Annotated in this window: 25 protein-coding genes; 15 read left to right on the forward strand and 10 right to left on the reverse strand. The window is 66.7% G+C overall.

Features of this window, described 5'->3' with window-relative positions:
* The first annotated feature begins 295 nt into the window (after nucleotides 1–295).
* The 3 genes from METLW3_RS28875 (at nucleotide 296) to METLW3_RS0118900 (ending at nucleotide 3,329) form a co-directional block, all read left to right on the forward strand.
* The gene (locus tag METLW3_RS28875) at nucleotides 296–805 is read left to right on the forward strand and encodes a hypothetical protein (RefSeq protein WP_024881381.1); all 510 of its coding nucleotides are present in this window, start codon (nucleotides 296–298) and stop codon (nucleotides 803–805) included.
* A gap of 315 nt (nucleotides 806–1,120) precedes the next feature.
* Entirely contained in the window at nucleotides 1,121–1,750 is a 630-nt protein-coding gene (locus METLW3_RS0118895) for a response regulator (protein WP_024881382.1), read from the forward strand.
* A gap of 4 nt (nucleotides 1,751–1,754) precedes the next feature.
* The gene (locus METLW3_RS0118900) at nucleotides 1,755–3,329 is read left to right on the forward strand and encodes an ATP-dependent DNA helicase RecQ (protein ID WP_051465460.1); all 1,575 of its coding nucleotides are present in this window, start codon (nucleotides 1,755–1,757) and stop codon (nucleotides 3,327–3,329) included.
* A gap of 10 nt (nucleotides 3,330–3,339) precedes the next feature.
* On the opposite strand, the gene METLW3_RS0118905 is transcribed toward METLW3_RS0118900, so the two are convergent.
* The 3 genes from METLW3_RS0118905 to METLW3_RS0118915 form a co-directional block, all read right to left on the reverse strand.
* Nucleotides 3,340–5,196 (reverse strand): cation:proton antiporter, encoded by a 1,857-nt coding sequence (locus tag METLW3_RS0118905; RefSeq protein ID WP_024881384.1) that lies wholly within the window; start codon nucleotides 5,194–5,196, stop codon nucleotides 3,340–3,342.
* 116 nt (nucleotides 5,197–5,312) lie between these two features.
* Entirely contained in the window at nucleotides 5,313–6,275 is a 963-nt protein-coding gene (locus tag METLW3_RS0118910; protein ID WP_024881385.1) for a J domain-containing protein, read from the reverse strand.
* Nucleotides 6,276–6,419: 144 nt separating this feature from the next.
* A complete protein-coding gene (locus tag METLW3_RS0118915; RefSeq protein ID WP_245267416.1) occupies nucleotides 6,420–6,914 on the reverse strand; it encodes an RT0821/Lpp0805 family surface protein in 495 nt (164 codons plus the stop codon).
* A 59-nt stretch (nucleotides 6,915–6,973) separates the two neighbouring features.
* On the opposite strand from METLW3_RS0118915, the gene pdxH reads away from it, so the two are divergent.
* From pdxH to METLW3_RS0118935, 4 genes are all read left to right on the forward strand, one after another.
* Entirely contained in the window at nucleotides 6,974–7,582 is a 609-nt protein-coding gene (gene pdxH, locus METLW3_RS0118920) for a pyridoxamine 5'-phosphate oxidase (RefSeq protein WP_024881387.1), read from the forward strand.
* 290 nt (nucleotides 7,583–7,872) lie between these two features.
* Nucleotides 7,873–8,385, forward strand: coding sequence for a TIGR02301 family protein (locus METLW3_RS0118925; protein ID WP_036309794.1), 513 nt, complete (start codon nucleotides 7,873–7,875; stop codon nucleotides 8,383–8,385).
* 80 nt (nucleotides 8,386–8,465) lie between these two features.
* Complete coding sequence (locus tag METLW3_RS0118930) at nucleotides 8,466–8,723, forward strand: hypothetical protein (RefSeq protein ID WP_024881389.1); 258 nt, start codon at nucleotides 8,466–8,468, stop codon at nucleotides 8,721–8,723.
* Between the two features lie 22 nt (nucleotides 8,724–8,745).
* Nucleotides 8,746–9,252 carry a hypothetical protein gene (locus METLW3_RS0118935; protein ID WP_024881390.1) on the forward strand — a complete coding sequence of 169 codons (507 nt, stop codon included), beginning with the start codon at nucleotides 8,746–8,748 and terminating at the stop codon, nucleotides 9,250–9,252.
* 48 nt (nucleotides 9,253–9,300) lie between these two features.
* Here the strand turns inward: METLW3_RS0118935 and METLW3_RS0118940 are convergent, their stop codons facing one another.
* A complete protein-coding gene (locus METLW3_RS0118940) occupies nucleotides 9,301–9,840 on the reverse strand; it encodes a GcrA family cell cycle regulator (protein ID WP_024881391.1) in 540 nt (179 codons plus the stop codon).
* A gap of 602 nt (nucleotides 9,841–10,442) precedes the next feature.
* Here METLW3_RS0118940 and METLW3_RS0118955 point away from each other — a divergent pair.
* The 4 genes from METLW3_RS0118955 (at nucleotide 10,443) to METLW3_RS0118975 (ending at nucleotide 15,798) form a co-directional block, all read left to right on the forward strand.
* Complete coding sequence (locus tag METLW3_RS0118955; protein ID WP_024881393.1) at nucleotides 10,443–11,630, forward strand: aspartate aminotransferase family protein; 1,188 nt, start codon at nucleotides 10,443–10,445, stop codon at nucleotides 11,628–11,630.
* A complete protein-coding gene (gene argF, locus METLW3_RS0118960; RefSeq protein WP_024881394.1) occupies nucleotides 11,627–12,577 on the forward strand; it encodes an ornithine carbamoyltransferase in 951 nt (316 codons plus the stop codon). Before METLW3_RS0118955 ends, argF begins: the two co-directional genes overlap by 4 nt.
* A 16-nt stretch (nucleotides 12,578–12,593) precedes the next feature.
* Nucleotides 12,594–13,559, forward strand: coding sequence for an Hsp33 family molecular chaperone (locus tag METLW3_RS0118965; protein ID WP_024881395.1), 966 nt, complete (start codon nucleotides 12,594–12,596; stop codon nucleotides 13,557–13,559).
* A 1,045-nt stretch (nucleotides 13,560–14,604) separates the two neighbouring features.
* Nucleotides 14,605–15,798 carry a heparan-alpha-glucosaminide N-acetyltransferase domain-containing protein gene (locus METLW3_RS0118975; protein WP_024881396.1) on the forward strand — a complete coding sequence of 398 codons (1,194 nt, stop codon included), beginning with the start codon at nucleotides 14,605–14,607 and terminating at the stop codon, nucleotides 15,796–15,798.
* A gap of 39 nt (nucleotides 15,799–15,837) precedes the next feature.
* Here the strand turns inward: METLW3_RS0118975 and METLW3_RS0118980 are convergent, their stop codons facing one another.
* Complete coding sequence (locus tag METLW3_RS0118980) at nucleotides 15,838–17,088, reverse strand: glycerophosphodiester phosphodiesterase (protein ID WP_083967181.1); 1,251 nt, start codon at nucleotides 17,086–17,088, stop codon at nucleotides 15,838–15,840.
* Between the two features lie 128 nt (nucleotides 17,089–17,216).
* Between METLW3_RS0118980 and METLW3_RS0118985 the strand changes: the two genes are divergently transcribed.
* Together METLW3_RS0118985 and METLW3_RS0118990 are read left to right on the forward strand one after the other, a co-directional pair.
* On the forward strand, nucleotides 17,217–17,906 hold the full coding sequence (locus METLW3_RS0118985; RefSeq protein WP_024881398.1) for a fumarylacetoacetate hydrolase family protein: 690 nt from the start codon (nucleotides 17,217–17,219) through the stop codon (nucleotides 17,904–17,906).
* A gap of 98 nt (nucleotides 17,907–18,004) precedes the next feature.
* On the forward strand, nucleotides 18,005–18,661 hold the full coding sequence (locus METLW3_RS0118990; protein WP_024881399.1) for a DsbA family protein: 657 nt from the start codon (nucleotides 18,005–18,007) through the stop codon (nucleotides 18,659–18,661).
* Nucleotides 18,662–18,751: 90 nt separating this feature from the next.
* Here METLW3_RS0118990 and METLW3_RS0118995 read toward each other — a convergent pair whose 3' ends face one another.
* Nucleotides 18,752–19,405, reverse strand: a complete 654-nt coding sequence (locus METLW3_RS0118995) for a response regulator transcription factor (RefSeq protein ID WP_024881400.1) — start codon at nucleotides 19,403–19,405, stop codon at nucleotides 18,752–18,754.
* Nucleotides 19,402–20,802 (reverse strand): ATP-binding protein, encoded by a 1,401-nt coding sequence (locus tag METLW3_RS0119000; RefSeq protein ID WP_024881401.1) that lies wholly within the window; start codon nucleotides 20,800–20,802, stop codon nucleotides 19,402–19,404. The genes METLW3_RS0118995 and METLW3_RS0119000 overlap by 4 nt, the downstream gene beginning before the upstream one ends.
* 204 nt (nucleotides 20,803–21,006) lie before the next feature.
* Here METLW3_RS0119000 and METLW3_RS0119005 point away from each other — a divergent pair, with 204 nt between their 5' ends.
* On the forward strand, nucleotides 21,007–21,516 hold the full coding sequence (locus tag METLW3_RS0119005; RefSeq protein ID WP_024881402.1) for a hypothetical protein: 510 nt from the start codon (nucleotides 21,007–21,009) through the stop codon (nucleotides 21,514–21,516).
* 86 nt (nucleotides 21,517–21,602) lie between these two features.
* Here the strand turns inward: METLW3_RS0119005 and METLW3_RS0119010 are convergent, their stop codons facing one another.
* From METLW3_RS0119010 to METLW3_RS0119020, 3 genes are all read right to left on the reverse strand, one after another.
* Nucleotides 21,603–23,231 carry a CTP synthase gene (locus METLW3_RS0119010; protein ID WP_024881403.1) on the reverse strand — a complete coding sequence of 543 codons (1,629 nt, stop codon included), beginning with the start codon at nucleotides 23,229–23,231 and terminating at the stop codon, nucleotides 21,603–21,605.
* A 123-nt stretch (nucleotides 23,232–23,354) separates the two neighbouring features.
* Entirely contained in the window at nucleotides 23,355–23,849 is a 495-nt protein-coding gene (gene secG / locus METLW3_RS0119015; RefSeq protein ID WP_024881404.1) for a preprotein translocase subunit SecG, read from the reverse strand.
* A 117-nt stretch (nucleotides 23,850–23,966) separates the two neighbouring features.
* The gene (locus tag METLW3_RS0119020) at nucleotides 23,967–24,434 is read right to left on the reverse strand and encodes a hypothetical protein (protein ID WP_024881405.1); all 468 of its coding nucleotides are present in this window, start codon (nucleotides 24,432–24,434) and stop codon (nucleotides 23,967–23,969) included.
* A gap of 233 nt (nucleotides 24,435–24,667) precedes the next feature.
* Here METLW3_RS0119020 and leuB point away from each other — a divergent pair, with 233 nt between their 5' ends.
* Entirely contained in the window at nucleotides 24,668–25,780 is a 1,113-nt protein-coding gene (leuB, locus tag METLW3_RS0119030) for a 3-isopropylmalate dehydrogenase (RefSeq protein ID WP_024881407.1), read from the forward strand.
* The last annotated feature ends 17 nt before the right edge of the window (nucleotides 25,781–25,797 follow it).

Raw genomic sequence — 25,797 nt, forward strand, 5'->3', positions numbered from 1 at the left:
CGGCGCCGATGCGTCGCATAAGTACATGTCCTAATTTTGGAATTGGCCGCCAACAAGTATTGACGGATCAGCGCGGCCCGCTGCAATCTCGCCGCCCAGGGAGAATTGGCGCTGATGACATCCATGGATCAATTTGATCTCCGCACGCAATCGATCAATTTGAAGCGTTTCTTTCGGCTTCTCGTCTTTGCCGAGCCGCTTTGCCCATTCGCCGACAGCCGCGGCCCATTTGCCGCCTGCTGATCGCCCTTCAATCGAACTGTAACGAGTTTGCGTAACGCGTAAGGAGCTTCTCATGATCACCGTGTCGCAATGCGCGGCCCAGGCGGGCCTGGCCTCCAACGAGCTGGTTCTCGGCGCCATCCCCTCTTGCGAGCATGACGCGCTGCTCGAGAGCTATCTCCTCAACGGCCATCGTGGGCTCGAGGCAGTGCGCGAGATGATTGTCGCCGATCTGCGCGGCTTTCTCGATCTCGGCGTGACGGGCCGCGCCGCCGATCTGCTGATCGTGCTGCGCCTGCTGCTCACCGCCCATCCACAGGCGGGCCGCGCCCAACGTCCGCATCACGCCGAGAGCGAGGCGGCTTTCGAGACCGCGCTGCTCGGCCATTATTTCGACGCCCGCCGCGGTGGGGCCAAGGGCGCGCCTCTGCGCGAGCCGGGCGTGGTGCTGTCCTTCTTTCGCGAGGGGCGCCGGACCGAGCGGCGCGCCGCGCGCGGCGAGCCGCCGGAGTCCCATTGTGGCGGCGATCCGATCATCGCGCGCTTCGGCGCGCGGGCGTCCTATCTGCGCGGCGAACGTTAGAGTTTTTTCGCGCCGAGCGGGAGCCGGCTCGCGCAGCGCAGAGCAATAGCGTCCAGAGTCCTTCCCATTCGAACGAGCCGGAAGGACTCTGGAACGGCGCCGAAGCGGAACGCCTCATTCGCCGGAGGTCACGTGGGCGTCACGCGGGCTATTGCCAATCGACGCGCAGCATAGGATCATCCCGGCCCGACGCGCCTGTCGAGGCGCAAAACGCTCGGGTGGTCGGACCCGCTTCTCTATGCAATCGGTAGACTATTTCGATTTCGGCTTTTCTGACGAGCACGCCCTGGAGCCTCGGCTCGGCGGAGCGCTCGAATGAGCGCCCTCGCCCATACTCCGGTCGTTCATGTCATCGACGATGACGCCGCCGTCCGCGACTCGCTGAGGCTCCTCCTGAAGATGGAGGCTTTCGACGTTCGCGCCCATGCCTCGGCGCGCGAGTTTTTCGCCAGCCTCGGCCCCGGCGACGGCGGCTGCGTCGTCACCGATGTGCGCATGCCGGGCGAGAGCGGCCTGGAGCTGCTCGCCGAGATCAAAGCGCGCGGGCTCGATTTGCCGGTGATCGTCATCACCGCCCATGCCGATGTGTCGCTCGCGGTTCAAGCGATGAAATCCGGCGCCGTCGATCTTCTCGAAAAGCCCTTCGGCGAGGAGACGCTGCTCCGCTCTGTCCGCCAGGCGCTCGGTCTTCGCGGCGCGGGCGATGGCCATAGCTCGGAGGCGGCGATAGCGCGCGACCGTCTGGCCAGCCTCACGGCGCGAGAGCGCGAGGTGCTGGTCGGCGTGCTCGAAGGACGCCCCAACAAGATCATCGCCCATGAGCTCGGCATCAGCGTCCGCACAGTGGAGGCGCATCGCGCCCGGCTGATGGTGAAGATGCAGGTCAAGAGCCTGTCCGAGCTGGTGCGCATATCCGTGCTCGTCCCGCGCGCCGCATCCTTCTGAGCCATTGCGCCGCTCGCCCGCCGATATGGAAGAGGCGCGGCGCATCCTGCGCACGCGCTTCGGGCATGAGGATTTTCTGCCGGGACAGGCGGCCGTGGTCGCGGCTCTGCTCGAGGGGCGCGACGCGCTCGCGGTGATGCCCACCGGGGCCGGCAAATCCCTGCTCTACCAATTGCCCGCCGCCATGGGCGTCGCGCCGGTGGTGGTCGTCTCGCCGCTCATTTCGCTGATGCGCGATCAATTGCGCGGCCTCGCGCGCTCGGGCGTCGCCGCCGTCGCGCTCCATTCGGGCCAGAGCGAAGAGGAGCATGGCGCGGCGCTCGCCGCCATAGCGGACCGGCGCGCGAAGCTCGTCTATCTCGCGCCGGAACGCCTCGCCGGAGACGGAACCATCGCGCTATTGCGCGCCGCCGGCGTGGCGCTGCTCGCCGTGGACGAGGCGCATTGCGTCTCCCATTGGGGGCATGAGTTTCGCCCGGATTACGCCCGGCTGGGGGAGATCGCCGCGCGGCTCGGCGCGCCGGTGCTGGCGGTGACGGCGACGGCCGGCCCGCGCACGCGCGCCGACATCATCGCCAGCCTGTTCACGCGCGCGCCGGAGGTTTTCGTCTCCTCCTTCGCGCGGCCCAATCTGCGCCTTTCTTTCCGTCCCCGCGGCGATGCGGCGGGGCGGCTGACGCGCTTCCTGCGCCGGCGGGAGGGAGAGAGCGGCGTCGTCTATGTGAATTCGCGCCGTAAGGCCGACGCTATGGCGGCCACGCTGCGCGGGCTCGGCTTCGACGCGCTCGCCTATCACGCCGGCCTCGATGCGGCGACGCGCGCGGCCCATCAGGACGCTTTCTTCGAACGCGCCGGCGTGGCGATGATCGCGACCATCGCCTTCGGCATGGGCGTCGACAAAAAGGACGTGCGCTTCGTCGTCCACGCCGATCCGCCCGATTCGATCGAGGCCTATTATCAGGAGATCGGCCGCGCCGGCCGCGACGGACTGCCGGCCGATGCGCTCGCCCTCTTCGATCCGCGCGAGCTCGCCGGCCGCTTCGGCTTCGCGCCGCCGGCGGACGATCCGGTCGCGCTCGGCGAGACGGAGCGGCGACGCGCCATGGCGCGCCTCTGCCTCACCCCCGCCTGCCGCTTCCAGACGCTGCTCGCCGCTTTCGGCGAGGAGAGCGGCCGCTGCGGGCGCTGCGACAATTGCCGCGGCGGCCTGATGGCGCTGCCGCGCCGCGCGGGCCTCGTCGCGCTCGGCTGGCGCGTGGCCGTTCTCGCCCGCTTCGCCGGCGCCGGCGCCGAGAGGCTCGACGAGCCGGAGGAGACGCCGACACCAGCGGCGGCGGCGAGCGTTTCATTGGAGCCGAGCGTTTCATTGGAGCCGAAGGAGGAGCCGCTCAGCGTCGCCGAAGAGCGGCTCTATCGGCGTTTGCTGCTTTTGCGGCTGGATATTGCGAAACGCCGCCGTCTCCCTCCGCGCGCGGTGGCGAGCGACGCCGCGCTGCGGCGCCTCGCCGTCACAAGGGCGCTCGATGGCGAGAGCGTCATCGCCGCCGAAGCGTTTTTGCGCGCGGTCGCGGAAGCCTGAAACGGCTCGCCTAACCTTCCCCCTCGGCTTCCGCCTCCGGCGCCGGCCGCGCGCGCCTTTTCTTCAGCTCGCGCAACCGCGTCGAGGCGCGCGCGGCGCGTTGGCGCGCCGCCTCGCCGGTCGGCTGCAGCAGCTTGCGATATTCGTCGCGCTTCTCATGGATGGAAGCGATCACATAGCCCATGGGCACGCCGACATCGACGAGCACCGTCTCGGCGAGCTGCAGGCTCGACTCGATCGTCTCTGGTATCGCGTCGCTGGCGCCGAGCTCGTAGAGATGCGTGGCGTGCCAGGCGTCGCGGGCGCGCGCGACAATGGTCATATCGGCGCGCTGCTGATGCGCGAGGCGCACGATCTCCTGCGCCGCTTGCGGATTCTCCACCGTCACCACCAGCGCGCGCGCCTGGGCGACGCCGAGGCGCATCAAAAACTCGCGCCGCATGCAATTGCCCCAATAAATATCGACGCCCTTGTCACGCGTCTGCGCGACGAGCTTCACGTCATTGTCGACGGCGACGAAGGGAATCTCGTGACGGCTCAGCATGTCGCCGATGAGCGCGCCGACGCGCCCATAGCCGACGATGACGACGCGGCCGGCGGCGATCTCGCCTTCCGGCGCGAGATGGCCGAACTCGGCCTCGTCGTCCTGCAACCGGCGGCCTGGGTTGACCCATTCGCCCAGCCGCGCCAGCGCCGGCAGCGCGAACAGGCCGAGCGTCACCGCCAGCATGGCGTCGGCGCCGAGATTTTTCGGCAGCACGCCGGAGGCGATGGCGGCGCCGACGAGAATGAAGGCGAACTCGCCGCCGGGCGCGAGCAGCAGCGCCACTTCCGCCGCTATGCGCGGACGCAGGCGAAAGGTGCGGCCGAGCAGGAAGACGATGAGGGTCTTGGTCACGATGAGGCCGATGGCGATGACCAGCACCTGACGCAGATCCTCGATCACGCGGTCGAAATCGAGCCCGGCGCCCACCGACACGAAGAAGAGGCCGAGCAGCAGGCCCTTGAACGGCTCGATCGTCACCTCGATCTCGCGGCGAAATTCGGTCTCGGCGAGCAGCAGGCCGGCGATGAAGGCGCCGAGCCCCATGGAAAATCCCGCCGCCGCGCTGGCGACCCCGGCGCCGATAATGACCAGCAGGCTCGCCGCGGTGAACAGCTCGATCGATTGCGCCGCCGCCACCAGATGGAACAGCGGCCGCAGCAGCAGCCGGCCGGCGATGATCAGCGCGCCCATGGCGGCGAGCGCCGGCAGAAAGGCGAGCAGCGCTTTCAGCCCTTCGCTCTCCACTTGCGGATCGGAGAGGAAGGAGATGAGGAAGAGCAGCGGCGCCACCATCAGATCCTGCAGCAGCAGCACCGAGAAGGCGGCGCGGCCGGCGGCGCGATTGAGGCGCCGGCGCTCGGCGAGCAGCGGAATGACGATCGCCGTGGAGGACATTGCGAGCGCCGCGCCGAGCAGCGCCGCCGGCGCGGGGCCGAGCCCGGCCCAGAACACGCCCGCCGCCGTCAGCGCCCCGCCGCAGAGCAGAACCTGCGAGAGGCCGAGCCCGAAGACGAGCGTGCGCATGCGCGCGAGGCGCTCCCAGGAGAGCTCGAGGCCGATCATGAACAAGAGGAAGACGAGGCCGAATTCGGCGATCTTGGCGACGCCCTCGAGATCGCTCAGCGCGATCGCCGAGAGAAGCGCATGGCGTTCGGCGAGCTTGCCGAGGCCGAAAGGGCCGAGCGCCGCGCCGGCGAGCAGAAAGCCGAGAATGGGGCTGATGCGCAGCCGATGAAACAAAGGCGCGACGACTCCCGCCGTGCCCAGAAACAGCAGCGCCTCACGATACTCGCCCCACTGAAACGCCGCAGCCCCCGACATCGCCGTCCTTTCCCGTCACCGATTCGGGCTTCAGCATAAGGGAGCGGGCAGCCGGTCACGAAGCCGTTTCTGGGGTTCCGCCTTCTCCTGCCGGCGGAGAAGGCGACGCGCCCGTCTCACATTCCCTTGCGCGGATCGTAGGGCTTGGCCGTGCGGCATTTTTGAGCGAAGGCCTCGAGCTCGGCGTCGGCGCCTTCGGGCAACAGCACGCGCAGCGTCACATAGAGATCGCCAGCCGGCTTGCCCTCCGCGGCGGGCAGTCCCTTGCCGCGCAGGCGCAGCACGCGGCCGCCGTTGGAGCCGGCGGGGATGGTCAGCTCCACCTTGCCGGAGAGCGTCGGCGCCGCGACCTTGGCGCCCAGAACCGCCTCGTAGAAGGCGATCGGCAGATCGAGCTTCAGATCGCGGCCGGAGATGGCGAACAGCGGGTCCGGCGCGACATGGATGGTGACGATGGCGTCGCCGGGCTCGCCGCCGGGTGGGGCGGCGTGGCCCTGGCCGCGCAGGCGGATCTGCTTGCCGTCCTCTATGCCGATCGGAATATTCACATCGAGCGTGCGGCCGGTGGGCAGAAAGACGCGCGTGCTGCCGCCCGTCACCGCCTCGGCCAGCGAGATGGTCACTTGCAGCGCCACATCCTCGCCGCGGCGCGGCGCGCGGGCTCCGCGGCGTCCGCCCGCCCCGGCGCCGAAGAGATCGGCGAAAAGATCAGAAGGGTCGAAGCCGGCGCGGCCGCCGCCGCCCGGAGCGTCGCCGCCGAAATGGAACTCGAAATGCTCGGCACCGCCAGGGCCGCGCTGTCCGCGATAGCCGCCGCCCGGTCCCGCGCCGAATCCCTCGAAGCCGGTGAAGCGCGGCTTGCCCTCGGCGTCGATCTCGCCGCGGTCGAATTGCGCCTTTTTCTTCTCGTCGCCGAGAATCTCATAGGCGGAATTGGCCTCGGCGAATTTCTCCTTGGCCTTGGGGTCGTTCTTGTTCTGATCCGGGTGGTATTTTTTCGCGAGATTGCGAAACGCCTTCTTGATCTCGGCGGCGCTCGCCGTCTTGGCGACGCCCAGGACATCATATGGATCGCGCATTTTCTTCAAAAGCCCATAGTGGCGCCCGCCTCATGCGGCGCGGACGCTCATGTCTGACATGTCTATTTGGGAGAAGAGGCGGCCGCGCGCAAGGATGCGGCGAAGGTCGGAGGACGAGACCGCTGATTTTTCAGGCCGGATTTCTCAGGCCTTGCGCCAGGGCCGCACATCGATCAGCGCCCAATCGGCGGATTTGTCGCGGCAGGCCGTGCCCTGCAATTGCTCGTGGCTCTCTTTCGTCCCGACTTCCGCCAGAAAGGCGCGGCAGACCTTGCCCTCCGAAGGATAGGGCTGGCCGACCGGCGTGAAGGAGCCGCGCGCATGGCTTTCGGGATTGTCCCAATTGACCGTCGCGCCGGCGCCCTGAGGATCGAGCGCGACGCCGAGGGCCGCATTGGCGCGCCGCCAGTCCTCCTGGTCGAGCGAGTGGGAGAGCGTCGGCGTGGTCTTATGCGGAATGGAGCCGGTCACATCGTCGCTGACATTTTTCCAGGCCGGGGCCGGCTCGCCGCCGGGAATGGCGAAAGAGCAGCCGCCGAGCGCCGCCGCCGCGAGGGCGGCCGCGAGCAGACGTGCGGCGGCGAGACCGATTTGAGAAGCGGCCACGGCGGCGTTATGTGTGTCTCGCAGGTCGTGCAATGCGCTGCCTTACCACCAGGACCACCGCCATCGCTTCGGCGGCAGCTGAGGATTTTCCCGTGAAGGGGTTAAAACAGAGTGACTTCTGCGAGGCCTCCGAACCTTACGCATTATTCGGCGAGTGGTTCGAGGAGGCGAGGACGAGCGAGCCCGACGTTCCCGAAGCGATGGCGCTCTCCACCGTGGACGAAACCGGCTTGCCGGATTCCCGCATGGTTTTGATGAAGGATTGGGGCGAATCCGGCTTCACCTTCTATACCAACGCCGAGAGCGCCAAGGGCCGCGAGCTCGCGGCCACGATGAAGGCGGCGGCGCTTTTCCACTGGAAATCGCTGCGCCGCCAGGTGCGGCTGCGCGGTCCGGTGGAGCCCGTATCGGACGCCGAGGCCGACGCTTATTTCGCCAGCCGCCCGCGCGACAGCCGCATCGGCGCCTGGGCGAGCCGCCAGTCGCAACCGCTGGAGAGCCGATTCGCGCTCGAGAAAGCGGTCGCTTATCAGGCCGCGCGCTTCGGGCTCGGCGAGGTGCCGCGGCCGCCGCATTGGCGCGGCTATCGGATCCTTCCGGTCGCGATCGAGTTCTGGGCGGATCGGCCCTTCCGCCTGCATGATCGCGTGCAATTTTCCCGCGAGGGCGCGGGCTGGACCAAGGCGCGGCTCTATCCTTGACGCGTTCGCGAGGCGTCGGCGCCTTCTCCCCACATGCGGGGAGAAGGCGCCGATGAGGGGCTCGGGGCGTTTCCCGTCTGTGGCCAACGCCCCGAGCCCCTCACCCCGACCCTCTCCCCGCGCGCGGGGAGAGGGAGATACGTCGAAGCTCGAAAGAAAGCGGCGAAGCGATGCCATTCTCGTCAAACAGAACAATCGCGACGAAGAGCGAGCCTGAAGGCTCGCGGTCCTGGCCGCGCTCTGGACCGCGAGCCATCGGGCTCGCCGGCGCCCTCGCGCTTTCTTGCGCCTTGTTCGCGCAGCCGGCGCGCGCGCAGGATTTTCTGCAGAATCTGTTCGGCTGGGGCCAGCAGCATTCGGCGCCGCGCGTGATCGAGCGGGCGCCGCAGCAGGGCAAGGCCAAGCCGAAGAAGAAGAACGCCGCGAAAACGCCGCCGGGAGGCAAGCAGCAGGCGCAGCCCAACGGCGCCGCGCAGCAGCCCGCCGCCGAAGGGCCGCCGCCGCCCTATGAGCCGCAATTGCTCCGACTCTCCGAGATACTCGGCGCGCTCTCCTATCTGCGCGATCTCTGCGGCTCCGAGGATGGCGAGGATTGGCGCGCCAAAATGAGCTCGCTGCTGGAGGCGGAGGCCAAGACGGGCCAGCGCCGGCTGAAGCTGACGGGCGCATTCAACCGCGGCTTTCGCGGCTATGAGACCACCTATCGCTCCTGCACGCCCAATGCGCGCCTGGCCATCTCGCGCTATCTCGACGAAGGCGGCCGCATCGCGCACGACATCGCGTATCGTTACGGGAATTCCTGACGTCGCAAACGCGGATGTGCGTTAACCCTCCGGCAAGGACCCGTCTCGCGCGGCGCGCCGCCGTTGATTAGAGTGATCGCATGACGGGCTTTCCTTCCTCCACATTGGACGACGCCGCCGGCTCCGAGCAGCGGCGAGTCGCGCTCGCTTATCTCGCCGAGGCTTTCGCGGAAGCCGCGCTCGCTGGAATCGAAGGGGATTCCTTCGCCCATGTCGCGCTCTCGGCGGCGCTGCACGAGCTCGTCGCCACTTATGGCGAGGAGGAGGTCGCGGCTTTCGTGGAGCGTCTGCCGCGGCGCTTGCGCGACGGCGAATTCTCGAGCGGCCTGCGCCATTGAGCGCGCTTTTCCGCTTACGCGCGTGAAAAAGCCGATAAAACCAGCGGTCGAGACGATCTCCGAGCCGCTGCGCGATCTCGCCGCTCTGCCTGCGCCGGTGCGCGCGCTGCGCGAGAAGATCCTCGCCGCTTGCGAGACGGGCGACATAGAAGCGCTGCGCATTCCGATCGACTGGAACGAGGTGCGCCCCTTGTTCGAGCGCGGCGCGCGGCGACCGGCGGGCGCCGATCCGATCGAGACCTTGAAATCGCTCTCATTCGATCGCGCGGGACGCGAGATGCTCTCGCTCGCGCGCGCCGTTTTGTCGCAGCCCTTCCTGCGCATCACGCGCGGGCCGTTCGAGAGCTATGAATGGCCGGCTTTCGCGCGACGTCCCGCGCCGCCGGCGAGCGAGGAAGAGACGCGCGCGCTCTGGGCCTGCATGCGCTTCGCCGATCTCGCCGCATCCAATGCCGACGGCCGCCCGAAAGTGATGCGGATCGGCGTCGGCGCGGATGGCGTCTGGCACTATTTCTGGAACGCGGAGTAAGCTCGCCGTAATGATCTCGGGACGCTCGGCGCCCGAGACGAACGCGTCTCAGGCGAGACGCGCGGCGGAGCGAAGCTGATCGCGCGCGCGGCGACGATCCTGCACAGGCTGATAGGCGATCTGCGAATGATAGCCGCAATAAGGGCTGCCGCCGCCGCCCGGCGAGCGCGCGCCGCAGAAGCGAAACTCGGCCGATGTCGGATCGCCGATCGGCCAACGGCACATCGACTCTCTGAGCTCCATCAGCGTGACGCGTTCGGACATTGGAATGACGACTTCCTCTTGCGGGCGGGCGTCCGGCATCACCAGCGCGCGCGGCGCGAATGCCAACGCGACATTGCCGACGACAGCGGGCGCATGTCCGTGATGCACGCGCGGCGCAGCGGCCTGCGGGCGTTGTGGTTTCGCGACGCGCGGACGCGCCGCTATGGGCGTCTTGGCGCGCTGTGCGAGTCCGAGACGATGAATCTTACCAATAACGGCGTTGCGCGTGATGCCTGCGCCGATCTCGGCAGCCACCTGACTGGCGCTGAGGCCGTCGTTCCAGAGCTTGCGTAGCATCTCGACGCGCTCGTCGGTCCAGGACATTAAGGTCCTCCTCGATTAAGCCGGCTTCAGCCGAGAGAATCGGCGAACGCTCGCGCAACCGGCGACGCCGGAGTCGACAAGACGCGCACACACTCGAATGAAGGCGCCACACGAGATGTCGTGGGCGATGACGCGAACGCTACCCTACCAGTTGAATCACGCGCAAGAGTCCCTGGCAAGCGAAACAGCGTTCCCCACAAGGTAATGCCGCTCATTCCCCGCAGGTGTTGCGCGAAAGACTCACTATGGGCGTCGAAACGCATGGGATTTCACGCATGGCGGCGCATCTGGCGGCGCATTTCGCCGCGCGCGAACGTCTCTATATGCGTCATCGGCGCGCGGCGGCTTTGTCGCGCGGTCGATCGCGACGGCGCCGGCGCCGTCGTTTCGCCGCAGTCCCGGCGCCGCGTCGCCATGGAGAATGAGGCGGGGAATGGGATTTGACCGACGCAAGGGGAGGACCTAGAATGTTTCCACGAGAAAGATGCCGCCCCAGAAGGGCGGCACTTTGATTTTCAGACCCTCGCTGCATGGCGGCCGCTGCATGGCGGCGCGACCCGACGGGCGCCAGCGAGCTAAGGTCTCTCCGAAGGAGTCGCCAAGTGGTTTCGGCGCTGTTTCCGACCTATGCGCGGGCCGATCTCGCCTTCGAGCGGGGCGAGGGCGCCTGGCTCACCGCCAGCGATGGCGAGCGCTATCTCGACTTCGGCGCCGGCGTCGCGGTCAATTCGCTCGGCCATGGCCATCCGCATCTCGTCGGCGCGCTGACGGCCGCCGCGGCGAAGCCCTGGCACGTCTCCAATCTCTTTCAGATTCCAGAGGCCGAGCGCCTCGCCCGCCGGCTCGTGCAGGCGACATTCGCGGATCTGGTCTTCTTCACCAATTCGGGCGCCGAGGCGGTCGAATGCGCGATCAAGACCGCGCGCAAGTTCCATGCAGTGGAAGGTCGGCCGGAGCGCTATCGGCTCATCACTTTCGAGGGCGCCTTCCACGGCCGCACGCTGGCGACCATCGCCGCCGGCGGCAATCCCAAATATCTCGACGGCTTCGGCCCGCCGACCGACGGCTTCGACCAGGCTCCCTATGGCGATCTCGAGGCCGTGCGCGCGCTCGTCGGCCCGCAGACGGCCGGCGTGCTGCTGGAGCCTATTCAAGGCGAAGGCGGCGTGCGTGCGGCCCCGCCGCGCTTCCTGGCCGGCCTGCGCGAGCTCTGCGACGCGCATGGGCTGCTGCTCATCGTCGACGAGGTGCAGACGGGCATTGGCCGCACCGGGCGTTTCCTCGCGGTCGAGCATTCCGGCGTGACGCCGGACATCGCCGCTCTGGCCAAAGGCATAGGCGGCGGCTTTCCGCTCGGCGCCTGTCTCGCCACGGCGGAGGCCGGCAAGGGCATGACCGTCGGCGCGCATGGCTCCACCTATGGCGGCAATCCGCTCGCCACCGCTGTGGGCAACGCCGTGCTCGATGTGGTGCTGGAGCCCGGCTTCGTGGAGCGCGTCGCCGGCCTCGGCGTGCTGTTCCGCCAAAAGCTCGCCGAGCTCGAGGATCGTCATTCGTCGATCATCGAGAGCGTGCGCGGCGAGGGCCTGATGTTCGGCCTGAAGACGCGCGTGCCCAATGGCGACTTCGCCGCCGCGGCGCGCGAGGCCAAGCTGCTGACCATTCCCGCGAGCGACAATGTGGTGCGGCTGCTGCCGCCGCTCATCGTCGGCGAGAATGAGCTGGCCGAAGCCGCGCGACGGCTCGACGCCGCCTGTGTGAAGCTGGAGAGCGCCGGAGCCGCGCGATGACCGCCCATACGCCGCCGACGGGCGTCCGTCATTTCCTCGATATTTCCGAGCTTCCGCCGACGGAGCTGCGACGCATTCTCGATATCGCCACGGCGATAAAGGCCGCGCGCGTGCGCGGCGCGCGCTCGAGCTACCAGCCTCTGGCCGGCAAGACGCTGGCGATGATCTTCGACAAGCCGTCGACCCGCACGCGCGTCTCCTTCGATCTCGGCATGCGCGAGCTCGGCGGCGAGACGATCATGCTGACGGGCCATGAGATGCAGCTCGGCCGCGGCGAGACGATTGCGGACACAGCCCGCGTGCTGTCGCGCTTCGTCGACGCCATCGTCATCCGCATTCTCTCGCATGACGATCTCACCGAGCTCGCTCGCTACGCCAGCGTGCCTGTGGTGAACGGACTCACCAAGCTCTCGCATCCCTGCCAGGTGATGGCGGACGTGCTCACCTTCGAGGAGCATCGCGGCCCGATAAAGGGCCGCACCGTGGCCTGGACCGGCGACGCCAATAATGTGCTGGCGAGCTGGGTCCATGCGGCGAAGCCCTTCGACTTCACGATCAATGTCGCGACGCCGCCGGAGCTCGCGCCCGGCGACGAGCTGGTCGAATGGGCGCGCGCCAATGGCGTGCGGCTCAATCTCACCGCCGATCCTTTCGCGGCCGTCGCCGGCGCCGACGCCGTCATCTCCGACTGCTGGGTGTCCATGGGCGACGAGCAGGAGGAGGCGCGCCGCCATGCGCTGCTCTCGCCCTTCCAGGTGAACGCCAAGCTGATGGCCGCGGCCAATAAGGACGCGATCTTCATGCATTGCCTGCCGGCGCATCGCGGCGAGGAAGTGACCGACGAGGTGATCGACGGCCCGCAATCGGTGGTGTTCGACGAGGCGGAGAACCGCCTTCACGCGCAAAAGGGCGTGCTCGCCTGGGTTTTCGGAGCGAACGGGCCATGACGCGACAGGCGCGCAAATGACGCGACGGGCGGATGAGGCCATCGCCCGGCCGGCGTCGCCCTTCGCCGAGGACGACAGCCTGCTCCCCTTCGCGGTCGAGCCGCTCGATCTGCGCGGACGTTTGACGCGGCTCGGGCCGGCGGCGCATTCCATCCTCACCCATTACGATTATCCGCCGGCCGTCGCGCGCCTGCTCGGCGAGGCGGCCGCGCTGACGACGCTGCTCGGCTCGCTGATCGAGTCGCATGGGCGCTTTCAATTGCAGACGCGCAGCGACGGGCCGGTCGATATGATCGTCGTCGATTTCGACGCGCCCGGAAAGCTGCGCGGCTTCGCGCGCTATGACGAGAGCCGCATCGTCGCCGGCATGGCTCCGGGCGATCTGCTCGGCCGCGGCCATCTGGCGCTGACGATGGAGCACGACCGCGACGCCGCGCGCTATCAGGGCGTGGTGCCGCTGGAGGGCGACGGCTTCGCCGAGGCGGCGCATCGCTATTTCCGCCAGTCCGAGCAGATTCCGAGCTATGTGCGCCTCGCCGTGGCCGAGAGCGTGACGCCCGCCGGGCGCAGCTGGCGCGTCGGCGGCCTGCTGCTGCAATATCTGCCGGGGACGCCCCTGCGCCCGCGCGATCTCGATCCCGGCGACGCGCCCGCCAGCTCCGCTCTTTCGAACGATAGCGAAGAGGACGCCTGGGTCGAAGGCCTGTCGCTGGCGGCGACGACACAGGATCACGAGCTGGTCGATCCGGGGCTCTCGGGCGAGCGGCTGCTCTATTCGCTGTTCCACGAGCGCGGCGTCACCGTCTATCCGACGCGCAGAATCGTCGAATCCTGCCGCTGCTCGACGGAGCGCATCGCCAATCTCCTGCGCAGCTTCGCGCCGCAGGACCGCAGCGACATGATCGGCGACAATGGCCGCATCGGCGTGACCTGCGAATTCTGCCGCACGCTGCGCGAGTTCGACCCGGCGGATTTCGAGTAGCGCGGGCGCTGCTTCCATCGATGGGGCGTGGGTGTTAAATCTAGCGAACATTGCAAACTTACTCGGCGATGGCTTAATTTTCAGCGTCGAGCGTCTTCCATCGAGCCGCCTATGAACGTTCAGCGTCCGCGCGGGCATCTGCTAAAATATGCCCCTAATACTTTTCGCAACCCAAAGTGCTATCTCAACCCTTTAGGTGGCTGCTGCGAAAAGATGACCAATGAACATCTTATGTCTCGTAATATAACGAACAAAGACCCACACAAGCGATACGACCCTACCGGAGTAGAAATACACAACCCGTTCCCGCTTGCATTCACATCGAAAGTTCTATGCAAGAATCACAACTCTTTGCTCAGCGAATTCGACGACGCTGGAACGAATCTATACAAGTCGATTGCTCTTATAAATACTGGAGAAATTCAAGCTCGTGTCGACATCAATGGAAATGACCTTGAGCGATTCATGATGCAGCGCCTCTGCGCTCATTCCTATGCAGGTGTGCTGAGCCGTAACGGGCGAAAAGTGACGAGAGTTCCTGACATCGCAATCATGCGGCGGTTCTTTACAACAGCTTCGATGCCCGCTCCGCTGGGCCTATATCTAACCTACCCACCGAAACACGTCCAAAGGCCTGGTATGCCCTCCGAGCTAGCCCCTTTACTCCACTCACAACACGACCGCCCCATCGGATGCCGTATCTCCTTCGGCCCGGTGGCGCTGCTGTTCGCGTGCGAAGCAGTCGACCTTTCAACTATTATATATGGGAACTATCGAACAGAGGGGTTGAGGTTCCATCGCGGGGGTAAGCGGATTGCAGAGATCCGCTTTCATTGGGAAAACGGGGCGCAGTCCCCCCCGCTTGATTTCGATTACGACCCAATCCTGTATGGAGAGGCTAGCTAAGCGAGACAAATCCGATAAGCACATTGCTGCCTCCATCGTTGATTGCGTTACCATTAGCCGCACAAGCCTCCCCCCTGAAGGGGAGGGTGAGGGCTGCAGTTTCATTCATTGAATTTTCGATAGCCGGCGGAGAGACGTCATGACGAAGACAATGGAGAAAATCCCGAACGTCCCGCACGACGCCGCGCTCACCGCCGGAACGCGGCTCCTCTCCGTCGATCGCCTGCGCGGGCTCGTCATCATCGTCATGGCGCTGGACCATGTACGCGATTTCTTCGACGCCGATGCGCTGCGCTTCGATCCGACCGATCTCGAACGCACCTATCCCGCTTTGTTCCTCACGCGCTTCGTCACCCATTTCTGCGCGCCGACCTTCACCTTTCTCGCAGGCGTCTCGGCCTATCTGCACGGGCTCTCGCTCGAGGATCGCGGCGCGCTCTCTCGCTTCCTGTGGACGCGCGGGCTGTGGCTGATCCTGCTCGACATTTTCATCATCAGCCCGGTGTGGACGGTGGGCTCGGGCGCGATCGAGCTGGGGACGCTCTGGGCGATCGGCTGCGGCATGATCGCGCTTTCGGCGCTCATCCATCTGCCGACGCGCGTCGTGCTGGCGATCGGCGCGGCGATCTTGCTTTCGCACAATCTCTTCGACGGCGTTCACGCGGCGCAATTGGGCGGCTTCGCGCCCTTGTGGAATGTGCTGCACGAGAAAGGGCCGCTGCCCTTCGGCCTGCGCGGCCAGGTCTATTATCCCGTGCTGCCCTGGATCGGCGTCATCGCGCTCGGCTATGGGCTCGCGCCGATCTTCCTATGGCCGCATGAACGTCGGATGCGGGCGCTCGTCACGCTCGGCCTCGCCTTTCTCGCGGGATTTGTCGTGTTGCGCTTCGCTGGCGTCTATGGCGACGTGCGGCTCTGGCTGACTTATCCGGAAGGCGTCAGAACGGCGCTGTCCTTCCTCAACGTCACCAAATATCCGCCCTCGCTGCATTACGCGCTGGTCACGCTCGGCGTCGGGCTTCTGCTGCTGCCGGCGCTGGAGCGGGCGGGCGGCGCCGTGGGGCGCGTGCTGGCCACATTCGGCCGGGTTCCGCTCTTCGCCTATGTGCTGCATCTCTACGCCATTCTGGCGGCGGCCGTGCTCGTCGCCATAGCGAAGGGCGTCGATATCAAAGGCCTCGAGAGCGGCGGGCCGCCGCCAGAGAATTACGGGCTCGGCCTCGCCGGCGCCTATGTCATTTGGATTTTGGTCATGGCGGCGATCTATCCCGCCTGCGTCTGGTTCGCGGGCGTCAAGCGCCGCCGCCGCGACTGGTGGCTGAGCTATTTGTAAAGGAACGGCGGCGTTATCCGCCGCCGTCCGTCATGCATCTCAATTGGCGTTGAGCCAGCGCAGCCCGCGGCACGCGGAGTCATGGCCATAGAGGCCTTTGACCAGACATTTCGCCGCATCGGGGTCGGTTTTCAGCGCCCACAGCGAGCGCGCCGTCACCGCCGTATCGGCGAAGTCGCTGAACAATCCATCGACGCCGAGCTTGTAGAAGGTCAGATATTCATTGACCGGAACGCCTTTGTAATCGCTGGCGAGACGGCGCTGCTCATTGCGGAACGTATAGGGATGCACGAGCAGGCCGGCCGCATGGGCGTCGGCGACGACGGAGGTCGGCGCCAGCAGCTTGCGATCCGCCTCATCGACAGAGCCGTCGCCATTGGCGTCGGCGCAGGCGTTGTTGACGATCTTTATGCAGGCGGAACTGATGAGATAGGTCTTCCACGGCCCGACGCCATCGGCATAGGTGCGGACCTCGGCGAGGCCGGCGGGCTTCAAGAGATCGGCGAATTTGCCCTGGCGGCCGGCGACGGTCCAATCATAAGGACGATCATAGGGCGGCGTGAAATCCAGCGAGCCGTCGGGATTGACGTCATTGGCGTCGATGAGCTGGATGAGCCGCACCGTCGTCTTCTTGCGCAGATATTTCAGATTGGCCTGCTCGAAGCTCTGGATGAAGACCGGAGCGCTATGATGGTTCCAGCCATGGCGCGTCAGCACGGCGAGCAGGCGATCCTCGAGCGGGAGGTTGATCATTTGATGATAGGTCGGATGCTTGGTCTCGGGATAGACGCCGATGACGCGGCCCTCTTCGCGGCCCTTGCGCTTGGCGAGCTCGATGATCTCGTCGAAGCTCGGAATGTGGAAGCGGCCGTTGAAGTCCGGGTCGCGCTCGGCGAAGGCCTGCACGGCGCCGATCTGCTTGATCTCGCTCCAGGTGAAGTCGCTGACGAAATAGCCTTCCTGCTCGACGCCGTCGACGACGGCCTTGCGCTTGCGGTTGGCGAATTGCGGCAGGCTCTTCACATTTGTGGTGGCGATGATGTTCGGCTCGTGACGGGCGATCAGCACGCCGTCCTTGGTGGAGACGAGATCGGGCTCGATGAAATCGGCGCCGAGCTCGATCGCGAGAGCGTAGGATTCGAGCGTATGCTCGGGGACATAGCCGCCGGCGCCGCGATGGCCGATGACGATGGGACGTTGGGGACCTTCTTCGGAGGCGACGGCGGACAGCGGCGCGAGAAGAGCGGCGCAAATCAGCGCGCGTGATGCGCGGGACAGAAGCTCGATCATGAAATAACCTCGAAACGATGTGCTTTTGACATCGCTCCGATAGATGGTCAGTCTCTCGAGCGCATGACGGCGGCGCGACATTCGCGCTGCCGCCGCCCTTGTTCCGCGCAGAAACGAGAGGTTTCGCAGTGAGCGCATTTTTGTTTCCGCCGCCGGAACCGGCCGCGCTCGCCATTGCCGGCGAGACCCGGCGCTTTCCCGTGCGGCGCATCTTCTGCGTCGGGCAGAATTACGCCGCCCATGCGCGCGAGATGGGCAAGGACCCGAGCCGCGAGCAGCCCTGCTTCTTCTCCAAGCCCGCCGACGCCGTGGTCGCCAGCGGCGCGACCATCCCCTACCCGCCCCGCACCACGGACCTGCACCACGAGATCGAGCTGGTGGCGGCGATCGGAAGCGGCGGAGCGGATATCGCCCGCGCCGACGCGCTCGCGCATGTGTTCGGCTATGGCGCCGGGATCGACCTCACCCGCCGCGACCTGCAGAGCGAGGCGCGCAAGGCCGGGCGGCCTTGGGACCTCTCCAAGGGCTTCGACAATTCCGCGCCGCTGGGGGCGCTGGCGCCGGCGACGCGCGTCGGCCATCCGGGCAAGGGACGCATCAGCCTCGCCGTCAATGGCGCGATACGGCAGGACGCCGATCTCTCCGACATGATCTGGAGCGTCGCGGAGATCGTGGCGATCCTGTCGCAATTCGTGCGGCTGGAGGCGGGCGATCTCATCTTCACCGGCACGCCGGCCGGCGTCGGGCCGATCGTTTCCGGGGACCATGTGACGGGCGAGATCGAGGGCGTGGGCGGCGTCGCGCTGACGGTTGGGTAGCGATTCGCGCGACGGCGGAAAGACCGCTCTTTCCGCCGATTCCCCGCGGGCCGAAAATGCTCTATGGTCCGCCGGTTCCGCGACCCTATGGAGCGTCCATGCCCAGCTTCGACCTTCGATTTTCCCGTCGCGCCGCGCTCGCCGCGGCGGCTTTCGCCGTCTTTGGCCTCGCCGCGCCCGCCCTCGCCCAGAAGGCGCCGAGCGGCAAGATCCCGGTCGAGGAGCTGATGGGGCCAAACGCCCTGCCGGATATCGTCGAGGGCAAGGCCGACGCGCCGATCACCATCGTCGAATACGCCTCCATGACCTGCAGCCATTGCGCGGCCTTCCACAAGGACGTCTATCCGACGCTGAAGAAGAATTTCATCGACACCGGCAGGGTGAAGTTCATCCTGCGCGAGTTCCCGCTCGATCCGCTGGCCACGGCGGCCTTCATGCTGGCGCGCAACGCTGGCGACAAGCGCGACGCGGTGGTCGATCTGCTCTTCGCCCAGCAGAAGAACTGGGCCTTCGTCGACAAGCCGCTGGACGGCCTCGCCGGCGTGCTGAAGCAGACCGGGCTCGGCCAGGAGAAATTCGAGGCGACGCTGAAGGATCAGCAGCTCTTCGAGAATGTGAGCAAGGTGCGCGACCGCGCGGCGGAGAAATTCGGCATTAATTCGACGCCGACCTTCTTCATCAATGGCGACAAATACAGCGGCGAGATTTCCGAGGCCGACCTCGAGAGGATTCTGACCGAGAAGACGAAGTCGTAAAGCGCATCGGCGCGAGGCTTCACGAGGCGAGCCTGAAGGCTCGCGGTCCGATCCCGCCCTTGGACCGCGAGCCTTCAGGCTCGCATCTTCTCACACCGCCCCCTCGCCGCCGACCAGGCCGGCGCCGATGGCGAGCCAGACGAGATGCGCATCCGTGCGGGCGCCCATCTTGGATTTGATCTGATAGTGGTAATTCTGCACCGTCTTGGCGCTGAGGTTGAGCGCCCCGGCGATCTCCTCCGTCGTGCGGCCGGAGGCGACGAGGCGGAGAATCTCCGTCTCGCGCGGCCCGAGATCGTCGAGCGGGGAACGCCCCTCGGCGAGGCGCTCCGCCGCGATCTCCCGCGCTATGTCGTCGCCGAGCGCGCGGCCGCCATGGGCGACCGTCTCCACCGCGCGGACCAGTTCCGCCGCCTCGCCGCCCTTTGTGACGAAGCCGCTGGCGCCGGCCTCGAACGCCTTCAACGCATAGGCCGCGGCGTCATGCATGGTGACGACGAGAATGCGCGCCCTTTTGTCCCATTGCCTTATATGGCGCACCGCCTCCAGCCCGCCGGCGCCGCCGGTGAGCTGGAGATCCATCACCACCACATCGGGCGAGAATTTGCGATAGGCCTGATAGGCCGCGGCGGCGCTGTCCGCCTCGCCGACGACGCGAAAGCCCGGCTGGCGCTCGAGCAGGCGGCGATAGCCCTCCCGCACAATCGGATGATCGTCGACGAGCAGCACCGAGACGCCGCTCACGCCGCCCGCCCGAATGCGCCGGCGGCGTTGGAATTGGCCGGCGCCAGCGGAATGCGCGCCGCGACGCAGACGCCGCGCGCGGCGCGATCGATGGAGAGGCTGCCGCCGAAGGCGGAAACGCGCTCGCGCATGCCGAGCAGGCCATGGCCGGCGGAAAAGTCGATGCGCGTCGGATCGCCCTCGCCATCGTCCTCCACAGTGAGCGCGACGAAACCATCATTGGAGGCGAGCCGCTCCACGCGCAGAAAAACCTCGCTCGGCCGGCCGTGGCGCATGGCGTTGGTGAGGCACTCCTGCGCGATGCGGAAGACGCTGGTGGAGACCGCGGGCGGCACGCCGGCGAGATCGCCCATCAGATCGAGATGCACGACTGCACGAGGCGCCGTCTGCGCGTTCCAGCCGGCGACGAGCTGAACGAGGCAGGCCTCGAGGCCCAGCTCGTCGAGATCCTGCGAGCGCAGCCGCGCCAGCGCCTCGCGCAGGGTCATCGTCATGCGCCGCGCCACCTTGCCGATGGAGCGCGCGTCGGCCGCGAGATCGGGCCGGTCGGACGCCCCCGCCTCTATCGCCGCAGCGAAGGCGCTGGTCGCCGTCAGGCATTGGCCGAACTCGTCATGGAGATCGCGCGCCAGAGCGCGGCGCTCCTCCTCCTGCACCTCGAACAGCCGCTTGGTCAGCGCGACCCGCTCCGCCGTCGTTTGCGCCAATCGCTCGGCGAGGTCGTTGACGGCGCGGGCGATGAGGCCGAACTCGCCGCTGGTGAAGGATTTGATGCGATGGCGGTAATTGCCATTCTCGAGCCGGCGCAGCCCATCGACGATGATCTGCGTCGGCGCCAGCGCGTGGAAGATGGCGAGCGCCGCCAGCAGGCAGACGCCGACCGCCATGGAGGCGGCGACGCCGGCGACGATGGAGATTTCGCGCCAGGCCTGTCGCACCGCGGCGCCCTGATCGGCGCGCGCCACCACGGCGCCCGTCTCCGGCTGGCGCACGGTGAGCGGCCGCGACACCGGCGCCGGCGCGCCGAACAGAAGATCGAAAGCGCGGGTGAACCATTGCGGCGCCTCGACGCCGACGCCATCCATCTGGCTGCACAGAACGCGCGGCTCCTCCGTCCCCGGCGCGAAAGTGATGCAGACGCCGGGGGAGACCAGCTTCAAAGTCGCCAGCGATTCCCAATTGGGAATGGGCAATATGTTGTCGCGCCGCATGGAGCCGCGCCAGAGAATCTCGCGCCAGAAGAGATGCTCGAGCTCATGGGCGACGCGCTCGGCAGAGCCTCGCGTTTCCGCGCGAATGGAGCGATTGGCGTCGTCCATCACCCAGCCGATGGCGAGCGCCAGGCAAAAGCCCACAATGGCGACGAGTCGCATGATGAGGCGAATGATCAATTGCATCGGGCTTCGCTCCGGCTTTCTCCCAGCATCGCCGAGTAAAGCAGGAATCGCCTTGACCGCCAATGCGATCCGGCCGCCGCTCTGCTTTACCTCGGGAAGATCGGGCAAAATGCCCGGGCGACGCGGGTCCGGGCGCCCTAGGACGAGAGGCGGCGAGCAGGCAGGATCGCCCCTCTCCCCTGTCGGGGTTTTCGGAGATTTACGATGAGACAGCGATCGATCGCGGCGCGCCTGCCGTCGCGCAACGCCTTTCTGCTCGCCTTTGCGACGCTGCTGCTGGGCATGGCGCTCGCCATCGCCTGGATCTTGGGCGTCACTCTGTTCTACCCGGACAGCGCGCTCGCCCAGGCCATTCCCCGGCGCGACGATCTCATCCGCGCCCATATCGATTATCTGATGATGGCGCAGTTCGTCTTTGTCTTCGCGCTGCTGTTCCGCCAATACGCCATACGGCCGCCGATCTGGATGATCGTCTCTATCTGCTTCGGAACCTTCAACAATCCGCTGTCCTTCGCGCTGCGCGCGCTGACGCCGAAGATCGATCCGGCGACGCTGCCGCCGGTCGAGCCGCATTTTCCCCTGATTGCGGGCGTGAGCTTCACTCTGACGACGGTGGGATTTCTGACGGCGGCCTTCCTCGCGGCGCGCGCGGCTTGGCGCGCCGGCGAAGCCGCGGCGCCGACGATCGCTCGGAGCCTCGAGCGAGCGGAGTAACTCCGAGCGCGAGCGAGCCTGACGGCTCGCGGTCCAGGATGCGCTTTGGACCGCGAGCCTTCAGGCTCGCTCGCGCCTATGCTTTGTCAGACCAGCCGGCTCTGCGCCTTCGCCGCCTCGATGAAGCTGGCGAAGAGCGGATGCGGCTCGAAGGGGCGCGACTTCAACTCCGGGTGATATTGCACCCCGATGAACCAGGGATGGTCGGGAATTTCGACCGTCTCCGGCAGCACGCCATCCGGCGAGGAGCCGGCGAAGGAGAGGCCATGCGCCTCCAGCCGCTCGCGATAGGCGTCGTTCACCTCATAGCGGTGGCGATGGCGCTCCGATATATCGCAGCGGCCGTAGATGGCGGCGATGCGCGAGCCGGGCTTCAGATGGGCGGGATAGGCGCCGAGGCGCATCGTGCCGCCGAGATCGCCGCTCGCGGAGCGCTGCTCCAGCGCATTGCCGCGCAGCCACTCGGTCATCAGGCCGACGACGGGCTCCTCGCAGGGGCCGAATTCGGTCGAATTGGCCTTGTCTATGCCGGCGAGGGCGCGCGCCGCCTCTATGACCGCCATCTGCATGCCGAAGCAAATGCCGAAATAGGGAACGCCGCGCTCGCGGGCGAAGCGGGCCGCGAGAATCTTGCCCTCCGCGCCGCGCTGGCCGAAGCCGCCCGGCACGAGAATGCCGTTCACATGCTCGAGATGGGCGGCCGGATCGGAGCTCTCGAACACCTCCGATTCGATCCAGTCGAGATTGACCTTCACGCGATTGGCGATGCCGCCATGCGCCAGAGCCTCGATGAGGCTCTTATAGGCGTCCTTCATGCCGGTATATTTGCCGACGACGGCGATCGTGACCTCGCCTTCCGGATTGTTGACGCGCTGCGTCACCGCATTCCAGCGGCTCATATCCGGCTTGGGCGCGGGGTCTATGCCGAAGGCGGCGAGCACCTGCGCGTCGAGCCCTGCCGCGTGATAGGCGCGCGGCACGTCATAGATGTGGGCGGCGTCGCGCGCCTCGATCACCGCATTCTCGCGGACATTGCAGAAGAGGCCGAGCTTGCGGCGCTCCTCGCGCGGGATCTCGCGATCGGTGCGGCAGAGCAGAATATCCGGCTGAATGCCGATGGACCGCAGCTCCTTCACCGAATGCTGCGTCGGCTTGGTCTTCAGCTCGCCGGCGCTGGGGATGAAGGGCAGCAGCGTCAGATGGATATAGACGCAATGCTTCTCCGGCAGCTCATTGCCGAGCTGGCGGATCGCCTCGAAGAAGGGCTGGCCCTCTATGTCGCCCACCGTGCCGCCGATCTCGATCAGGACGAAATCGACGTGGTCATTGCCCTCGAGGGCAAATTCCTTAATGGCGTTGGTGACATGAGGAATCACCTGGATCGTCGCGCCGAGATAGTCGCCGCGCCGCTCCTTGGCGATAATGTCCTGATAGATGCGCCCGGTCGTCACATTGTCTTGGCGACAAGCGGGACGTCCGGTGAAACGCTCATAGTGGCCGAGATCGAGATCGGTCTCGGCGCCGTCGTCGGTCACGAAGACCTCGCCGTGCTGGTACGGACTCATCGTGCCAGGATCGACGTTGAGATAGGGATCGAGCTTGCGCAGCCTCACGGTGTAGCCGCGCGCCTGAAGCAATGCTCCGAGCACCGCCGACGCCAAGCCCTTGCCGAGTGAGGAGACCACGCCGCCGGTGATGAAGATGTACCGCGCCATGGGGCCTTACGCTTATCGCCTCTGGATCGATTCGGAAAAGACTTTTTTCGTCGGCCGGCGGAATTCCACCGGCCGTTCGCTGGCCGAAGCTGCGAAGGGCGGCCCTCGCGAGCCGCCCGCGCCTCACTTCTGCTCGGCCGGAGCCTTGTCTGCGTCTGCGCCCTCGGGGGCTTTCGCCTCGGGCTCCTTCGCGCCTTCCGTCGCCGGAGCGGCGGCAGCAGGCGGCTCGGCCGCCGGCGGCGTCGCGCCCTGGCGCTGCTGCTGGACGCGCTGCAGCTGGTCGAAGATGCTTTCTTTCTTGTCCGCCGGAGCCGGCGTCGAGGCGCCCGTCGCCGGCGCGCCGGCCGGCGGGATCTCCTTGAGCTCCAGCTTGCCGGGATCGACCCCCTCGCTACCGCGCTCCCAGGCCGGGAGAACAGTGAGCGCGATGCTCGTCAGAAAGAAGATGGCGCCGAGAATGCCGGTGGCGCGGGTGACGGCGTTGGCCTGGCCGCGGCCCGTGAACAGGCCGCCGCCGCCGCCGATGCCGAGCGCGCCGCCCTCCGACTTCTGATAGAGAATCAGAACGACGAGAGCGACCACCACCATCAGGTGGATGACGATGATAACCTGCTGCATGAACCGCTGTCTCCCGACGCCCGGTTTCCGCCCGCCCCGCGGCCCGCGCATGTTCTTGTCGCGGGCCTTCTACACCAATTGCGCGGACCTAGGGAAGGGGCGGCGCCGATCGCCCGATCAATAGGACTTGCCGTCCTGGCCCTTCCAGCCGCTCGGGGCTTGATCGAAGCGCGTCTCGTCCTTGAATTCGATCGTGGCGCCCGGCTCGATATATTGCCGGCCCTTGATCTCCTGATTGGAGACAGTCGTCGAATAATATTTGCTGGCCGAGCAGCCCTCCTTCACGGCCCCGGCCTCGTCCGGCTTGCAATCGAGATTGGCGCCCTTGGGGAACTCCGCCGTGCCGGTGAAGTAGAATTCGACGGCCTTATGGCCCGCGCCCTCGACATCCAGCTGCCAGAAACGCGACACCTCGAATTTGACCACCTTGACGTCCGGATCGAACTTCTGCTTCAGCCGATTCTCGAAAACCGAGCGGGCGTTGTCGGCGGTCGGATCGCAGGAGAACAGGCAGAAGGCCTCGGCGCGGCCGGCGGTGAGCGCGGTCGCGAGCAGGGCGGCCGCCACGATCTTCGATTTCGACATGAAACGCGTCTCCTCTTTTCGTTTTTATCCTTCACGCCCGCCAAATGGGACGGGCGCGAAGCGGGGCTCCTTATGGGGCTCGGAACGCAGGCTGCACGGCCGTCGCGATCCCGGCAAGCCGGCCGCCGCGGACAGATTGTCGCATCACGATGGATTTCTCCGCGATGTTGCCTTGCGGCAGCGCGCGCCTTATTGACGGCGCAACCCCGAGAACCAGAGATAGAGAGGATTTCATGGCCGCCTACAAGCTCCTTCTCCTGCCGGGCGACGGCATCGGCCCGGAAATCATGGCCGAGGCCGAAAAGCTCATCGCCTTTCTGAGCGCCTCCGGCGTCGCCTCTTTCGAGACGGAGAAGGGCCTCGTCGGCGGCTCCGCCTATGACGCCCACGGTCAGGCGATCAGCGAATCCGACATGGCCATGGCCCAGAGCGCCGACGCCGTGCTGCTGGCCGCCGTCGGCGGGCCGAAATGGGACGGCGTTCCCTATGACGTGCGCCCCGAGGCCGGCCTGTTGCGGCTGCGCAAGGATCTCGGCCTCTTCGCCAATCTGCGCCCCGCCATCTGCTATCCGGCGCTGGTGGACGCCTCCTCGCTGAAGCCCGATCTCGTCGACGGCCTCGACATTATGATCGTGCGCGAATTGACCGGCGGCGTCTATTTCGGCGAGCCCAAGGAAATCACCGATCTCGGCAATGGCCAGAAGCGCGGCGTCGATACGCAGGTCTATGAGACCTATGAGATCGAGCGCATCGCCCGCATCGCCTTCGAGCTCGCCCGCAAGCGCACCAACAAGGTCACATCGTCCGAGAAGGCCAATGTGATGAAGTCCGGCCTTTTGTGGCGCGAGGTGGTGACGGCCCTGCACGCCCGCGAATATGCCGATGTGCAGCTCGAGCATATGCTCGCCGATGCGCTGGGCATGCAGCTGGTGCGCCGGCCCAAGCAGTTCGACGTCATCGTCACCGACAATCTCTTCGGCGATCTTTTGTCGGACGTCGCCTCCATGCTGACCGGCTCGCTCGGCATGCTGCCCTCCGCCTCGCTCGGCGGGGAAGACGCCGCCACCGGCAAGCGCAAGGCGCTCTATGAGCCCTGCCACGGCTCCGCGCCGGATATCGCCGGCAAGGCGCTCGCCAATCCGATCGCCATGATCGGCTCTTTGGTGATGGCGCTGCGCTATTCCTTCGGCCTGACTCCGGTCGCCGATGCGATCGACAAGGCGATCGCCGATGTGCTGGCCGCCGGCCTGCGCACGGCCGATATCGCCGGGCCGAACGACAAGCCGGTCTCGACGAGCCAGATGGGCGACGCGATTCTGGCGGAGCTGAAGAAGACGCTGGGGTGAGGCCATCCGGCCCGGCG

The organism is Methylosinus sp. LW3, from assembly GCF_000527115.1.
Lineage (GTDB): Bacteria > Pseudomonadota > Alphaproteobacteria > Rhizobiales > Beijerinckiaceae > Methylosinus.

What these genes read in the sequence shown, in the direction of transcription:
- METLW3_RS28875 (WP_024881381.1), top strand. Translation starts at nt 296, where the DNA reads ATGATCACCGTGTCGCAATGCGCGGCCCAGGCGGGCCTGGCCTCCAAC.
- METLW3_RS0118895 (WP_024881382.1), top strand. Translation starts at nt 1,121, where the DNA reads ATGAGCGCCCTCGCCCATACTCCGGTCGTTCATGTCATCGACGATGAC.
- METLW3_RS0118905 (WP_024881384.1), bottom strand. Translation starts at nt 5,196, where the DNA reads ATGTCGGGGGCTGCGGCGTTTCAGTGGGGCGAGTATCGTGAGGCGCTG.
- METLW3_RS0118910 (WP_024881385.1), bottom strand. Translation starts at nt 6,275, where the DNA reads ATGCGCGATCCATATGATGTCCTGGGCGTCGCCAAGACGGCGAGCGCC.
- METLW3_RS0118930 (WP_024881389.1), top strand. Translation starts at nt 8,466, where the DNA reads ATGACGGGCTTTCCTTCCTCCACATTGGACGACGCCGCCGGCTCCGAG.
- METLW3_RS0118940 (WP_024881391.1), bottom strand. Translation starts at nt 9,840, where the DNA reads ATGTCCTGGACCGACGAGCGCGTCGAGATGCTACGCAAGCTCTGGAAC.
- argF (WP_024881394.1), top strand. Translation starts at nt 11,627, where the DNA reads ATGACCGCCCATACGCCGCCGACGGGCGTCCGTCATTTCCTCGATATT.
- METLW3_RS0118965 (WP_024881395.1), top strand. Translation starts at nt 12,594, where the DNA reads ATGACGCGACGGGCGGATGAGGCCATCGCCCGGCCGGCGTCGCCCTTC.
- METLW3_RS0118975 (WP_024881396.1), top strand. Translation starts at nt 14,605, where the DNA reads ATGACGAAGACAATGGAGAAAATCCCGAACGTCCCGCACGACGCCGCG.
- METLW3_RS0118980 (WP_083967181.1), bottom strand. Translation starts at nt 17,088, where the DNA reads ATGATCGAGCTTCTGTCCCGCGCATCACGCGCGCTGATTTGCGCCGCT.
- METLW3_RS0118990 (WP_024881399.1), top strand. Translation starts at nt 18,005, where the DNA reads ATGCCCAGCTTCGACCTTCGATTTTCCCGTCGCGCCGCGCTCGCCGCG.
- METLW3_RS0119000 (WP_024881401.1), bottom strand. Translation starts at nt 20,802, where the DNA reads ATGCAATTGATCATTCGCCTCATCATGCGACTCGTCGCCATTGTGGGC.
- METLW3_RS0119005 (WP_024881402.1), top strand. Translation starts at nt 21,007, where the DNA reads ATGAGACAGCGATCGATCGCGGCGCGCCTGCCGTCGCGCAACGCCTTT.
- METLW3_RS0119010 (WP_024881403.1), bottom strand. Translation starts at nt 23,231, where the DNA reads ATGGCGCGGTACATCTTCATCACCGGCGGCGTGGTCTCCTCACTCGGC.
- secG (WP_024881404.1), bottom strand. Translation starts at nt 23,849, where the DNA reads ATGCAGCAGGTTATCATCGTCATCCACCTGATGGTGGTGGTCGCTCTC.
- METLW3_RS0119020 (WP_024881405.1), bottom strand. Translation starts at nt 24,434, where the DNA reads ATGTCGAAATCGAAGATCGTGGCGGCCGCCCTGCTCGCGACCGCGCTC.
- leuB (WP_024881407.1), top strand. Translation starts at nt 24,668, where the DNA reads ATGGCCGCCTACAAGCTCCTTCTCCTGCCGGGCGACGGCATCGGCCCG.